This is a genomic window from Lapillicoccus sp. (assembly GCF_046595215.1).
Classification (GTDB): Bacteria; Actinomycetota; Actinomycetes; order Actinomycetales; family Dermatophilaceae; genus Lapillicoccus.
Window position 1 is genome coordinate 1 of the sequence record NZ_JBKJPP010000115.1, and the last position, 4,584, is coordinate 4,584.

The 4,584-nt window shown below is 68.5% G+C and carries 4 protein-coding genes; 2 read left to right on the plus strand and 2 right to left on the minus strand.

Annotated features, from left to right (window positions below; genetic code table 11):
- Positions 1-213 precede the first annotated feature (213 nt).
- Both ACLL9L_RS09315 and ACLL9L_RS09320 read right to left on the minus strand, forming a co-directional pair.
- The gene (locus ACLL9L_RS09315; protein ID WP_411284372.1) at positions 214-462 is read right to left on the minus strand and encodes a DUF2630 family protein; all 249 of its coding nucleotides are present in this window, start codon (positions 460-462) and stop codon (positions 214-216) included.
- A 27-nt stretch (positions 463-489) separates the two neighbouring features.
- The gene (locus ACLL9L_RS09320) at positions 490-1,443 is read right to left on the minus strand and encodes a cation diffusion facilitator family transporter (RefSeq protein ID WP_411284373.1); all 954 of its coding nucleotides are present in this window, start codon (positions 1,441-1,443) and stop codon (positions 490-492) included.
- Positions 1,444-1,559: 116 nt separating this feature from the next.
- Here ACLL9L_RS09320 and ACLL9L_RS09325 point away from each other — a divergent pair, with 116 nt between their 5' ends.
- Entirely contained in the window at positions 1,560-3,026 is a 1,467-nt protein-coding gene (locus ACLL9L_RS09325) for a hypothetical protein (RefSeq protein WP_411284374.1), read from the plus strand.
- On the plus strand, positions 3,023-4,450 hold the full coding sequence (locus ACLL9L_RS09330) for a glycosyltransferase 87 family protein (RefSeq protein ID WP_411284375.1): 1,428 nt from the start codon (positions 3,023-3,025) through the stop codon (positions 4,448-4,450). The genes ACLL9L_RS09325 and ACLL9L_RS09330 overlap by 4 nt, the downstream gene beginning before the upstream one ends.
- Positions 4,451-4,584: the final 134 nt, after the last annotated feature.

Here is a 4,584-nt window from a genome sequence, read left to right on the forward strand (position 1 = left end):
CTCGGCGAGGCTCAGGTCGGCAACCTTGTAGTCAAAGGACATGGTGAATCGCTTCCGTTGATTGTCTGGTGTGCTGACCCGGCGTAGCCCATCTGGGCGCGTCATGGTTGCGGGGTATCACCCACGCCGGCAGGGGTACAGTCTAACGCCCGGACCGCGGCGCACCCGCATCCGGGCGACGTGTGGCGCCTCACCAGGGCCCCACCCGCGCACTCACCCGAGGTAGCGCTCGACCACCCCGGGGGCACGCACCGAGGCCGACTCCGGGTCCTCGCCGAACTCGCGCTTGGCTGCGCGCTGACGCAGCAGGTCCCAGCACTGGTCCAGCTCGACCTCGAGGGAGCGCAGGCGGGCCTGCTCCTGCTCGGGCGTGATCTCGTGCCGGGCGAGCTGCGCACGCAGGCCGTGCTCCTCTTCGACGAGGGCAGTGATGTGGTCCCTGATGCTCCGGTCCTCGGCCATGGCCCGAGCGTACGCCTGCGCGACGCCTCAGGCGCCCCGGTCCCATGCCGGACGAGAAGTGTCGACACCCTGGTCGATGTCGGGCTCGAGGTACATCAACAGGGTCAGCTCCGGCACGGCCTGACGGGCCTTGAGCTCGGCGACGTTGATGGCATCGGCGATGACCTCGCCGGTGTCCGATCGGGACACGGCCACCTTGGCCGCGACGATGAGTTCCTCGGGGCCGACGTGGAGCGTGCGCATGTGGACGATCCGATCGATGCCCCCGGACCCGGTCAGGGCGGCTTCGATGGCCTGGACGTGCGCGGCCGTGGCGGACTCACCGAGGAGCAGCGACTTCATCTCCACGGACAGCACGAGCGCGACGGTGACCAGCAGGACGCCGATCAGGGCCGTGCCGACTGCGTCCCAGATACCGTTGTGGGTGAGGATGGTCAAACCGACGCCGAAGAGTGCGAACACGAGTCCGAGGAGCGCGGCGAAGTCCTCGAGGAGGATGACCGGGAGCTCTGGGGCCTTGGCGCAGCGGATGAACTGACCCCACGAGCGCTCGCCACGAACGTGGTTGGACTCGACGATCGCGGTCCGGAACGAGAACCCCTCCAGTCCGATGGCCACCAGCAGGACGACAATCGGGACCCACACCCAGTCCGTCAGCGCCTCGGGCTGTTGGTACTTGTGGAAAGCCTCGTAGAGCGCGAAGAGACCACCGATGGTGAACAGGACGATCGAGACCACGAATGCCCAGAAGTACCGCTCCCGGCCGAAGCCAAAGGGGTGCTGCGGAGTGGCCTGCTTCTTGGCTCGCTTGCCACCGAGCAGGAGCAGGCCCTGGTTGCTCGAGTCGGCGACGGAATGGACCGACTCGGCGAGCATCGAGCTCGACCCGGTCAGCAGGAACGCCACGAACTTCGTGACAGCGATCCCGAGATTGGCCGCCAGCGCAGCGAGGATCGCCTTGTTTCCACCCTCAGTCGACATGGCGCCACAATAACCGGTTGCTGGGAGCGGGCTGAACGGCCGTTCCCAGTTCATCCGTTCGGGCACGTATTCACGCTTTCGTTGTGCCGACACCCCCACTGCGTCAGGCTCACGACGTGGCTCAGGACCAGCGGACTTCAGCCCCCGCGGACACGGGGAGCCTCGGGCGCGACCATGTCCGCACGTTCCTCCACGTGTGGCTTCCTCTCGGAGTCGTGGCCCTGGTGCCGCTTCTCCTCCTGCGGCAGGCCGCACCGGGCATCAGCGACCCGGACACGTTCTGGCACATCCGGGCAGGCCACTTCCTCCTCGACACCTGGCAGTTCAGCGGGCCTGACCCCTTTTCCCGGTTCAGTGAGAACCGGTGGGTCCTTCATGAGTGGCTCCCCGAGATCTTCGCGGCGTGGGCTGACGACGTCGCTGGTCTCGCGGGCGTGACCTGGTTGTGGCACCTCGGAGTTGTCGGGGTGTTCGTCGCGCTGTTCCTCACCTGCCGTCGGCACGGGGGTCTCCTCCCGACACTCGTCGGCAGCCTGGCCGGCTTGTACGGAGCAAGCGGAAGCCTGAGTTCGCGACCACAGCTGGTCACCTTCGCCCTCGTGGCGGTCACGACGGGCGCGTGGCTGCGGACCAGCAGCGACCTCAAACAGCGCTGGTGGCTCGTCCCCGTGTCGTGGCTATGGGCCTGCTCGCACGGGATGTGGTTCGCCGGGCCGCTCGTCGGCTTCGCCGTCGTGGCGTCGATGCTCCTCGACGGTGCCGACCGCCGCAGGACCCTGAAGCTTGCTGTGGTGCCCGTCCTCTCGGTCCTCGTCGCTGCTGCGACCCCTGTGGGGCCCGCCCTGCTCCTCGCACCCTTCGCCGTCGGCGACTACACCAAGTACGTCTCGGAGTGGGCCCCCGTCTCCCTGACGTCCCCGTTCCTCGCCGTCACCGTGGCCATGCTGGGGGTCACGGTGCTGCTCTGGTGCCGCGGGGGTCGCCGCATCGGGTGGAGCCGGTTGGTGATCCTGGCCATGTCGCTCGGCTGGTGCCTCCTCTACGGACGCACCATCGCCGTGGGGGCCATGATGGCGGCGCCGCTGCTCGTTGAAGCGCTTCACCGCCTGATGACGGGGTCAGCGCTGCCCATCCCCCAGGTCGACCTTCGGACCGAACGCCGCTGGCTGAGCGCTTCGGTCGTGGCTGCGTCCGTGCTGGCGGCGGTCGTCCTCCCCGCCACGGCGAGCGAGCCGTCAAACGTGCCGAGCGAGCTCGACGCCCGGCTCGACTCGCTTTCCGACCGGGACGTCGTCTTCAACGACTACGCGCTCGGGGGCTGGCTCCTGTGGCGCCACCCAGAGCTGGCTCCGGTCATCGACGGGCGCACCGAGGTGTTCACCGTGCCCTATGTGGACAGGTACATGAACACCCTGACGGTGAGACCGGGGTGGCAGAAGGTCGTTGCGACGTCGGGGGCCACCTCCGCCCTCCTGAGGGACGACTCCCCCCTCGGAGATGCCCTTCAGCACCAGATGCAGTGGACCGTCGTCGGCTCGGACGCGGGATACACCCTGCTGCGGTCACCCGGCGCCTCTTCGTGAGCGACTCGGGGTTGCGCGCGATGGTGGTGGCCTCGAGCACGAGGCTGACGATCGCGGGGACTGCCGTCCTGGTGGCCGGCGCCCTGCACGTCGTCTGGCCGGCATGGGCCACCTCGTATTTGGTCCTCCTCACCGCGGGAGCGGTTCTCGCCTGGCGATCCAGCTCGGGCTCGGGCCGCGCAGTGTCTTCCCTCAGCCCGTCGGTGGTGGCGGGGGCCATCCTGCTGGGGGCTGTCGTGAACACCGCGGTCCTCGGTCTGGCCAGCAGTCTGAGCGACGGGCTCAAGGTCACCATCTCGCTGGGCTACACGGCGCTGGCCCTGTCGGCCGCCTTTGCTCCCACCTCGCGGCGATGGCCCCCACGTGCTGCGCCGCTCCTGTTCATCGCGATCCACGCCGTTCTGATAGTCAGCTGGCTGATGGCTGCTCCTCCACACATCGACGTCCACGTCCTGCTGACCGAGGGCTCCCGCGCCTTCATCGCCGGCCACAACCCCTACGCGATGAGCTACCCCAACATCTACGACGTGCAGGACACGCTGCGCTTCTACGGGCCCGGATTCGTGGTTAACGGCGAGGTCCCGTTCGGGTTCCCCTACCCGCCCATCTCGCTGCTGCTGGCCCTGCCCGCGTTCGCGCTGGGAGACGTGCGCTACACCGGGCTCGTCCTTCTCACCGTGCTCGCCCTGGGTGTCCTCGGCGACGGTCGGGCCCGCTCTTCTCGCCCCTTCGCGGTGATGTTGCTGTGCGCGCCTGGAGCAATCTGGATGATGTACGGCGCATGGACCGAGACCTCCATCGTCACCCTCCTGGGATTCGCGCTCTGGGCGATACGACGTCAGAGGTACACCACCGCAGCGGTACTGCTCGGCCTGCTGTTCGTCTCCAAGCAATACTTCTTCGTGGCGCTTCCGTGCCTGTGGATGCTGCGCCCCCTGGCCACCAGAGCCAGGGTCGCGACGTTCTCGGCGTCCGCGGCCGCCGCGACACTGCCGTGGCTGGTGGCAGACCCACCCGCGTTCGTCAGGTCTCTGGTGGGATATCAGCTCGCTCCGCCGTGGCGGGAGGACTCGCTCTCCCTCGTCGGGGAGGTGATCAGGAACGTCGGAGGCGCTGACATCGGGTGGCTCCGTGTCCTGCCGGTGGCTGCCGGGCTCCTGGTCGCCACCATCTACAGCCGGCGCTCGTCGGCGACTGCGAGCCATTTCGCGACCGGGCTGGCCCTCAGCCTCCTGGCTACCGTGATGCTGTCGAAGAACGCGGTGCTGAACTACTACTTCCTGGTCGGCGGCGCTCTCCTGCTGGCAGCCTGGGCGGGGCTGCCCCTGCAGGGTGCTGCGGTCCCCGAAGGCGTGGTCCAAGGTTCAAATCGCGTAGACACCGGCGTGCAGCCAACAACCACCGGGCTAGCGTCAGCGCGGTGACCTCCGCAACCGGAAAGCTCGACTGGCAGCCCCTCCCCGACCACCTGGACCTCGTCGCGCCACCCGTCGCGGCCGCGGCGCACCTCGTCCCCGGCGCCCGGGTCGCGGCCATCGACGCGACGCTCGCGGACACG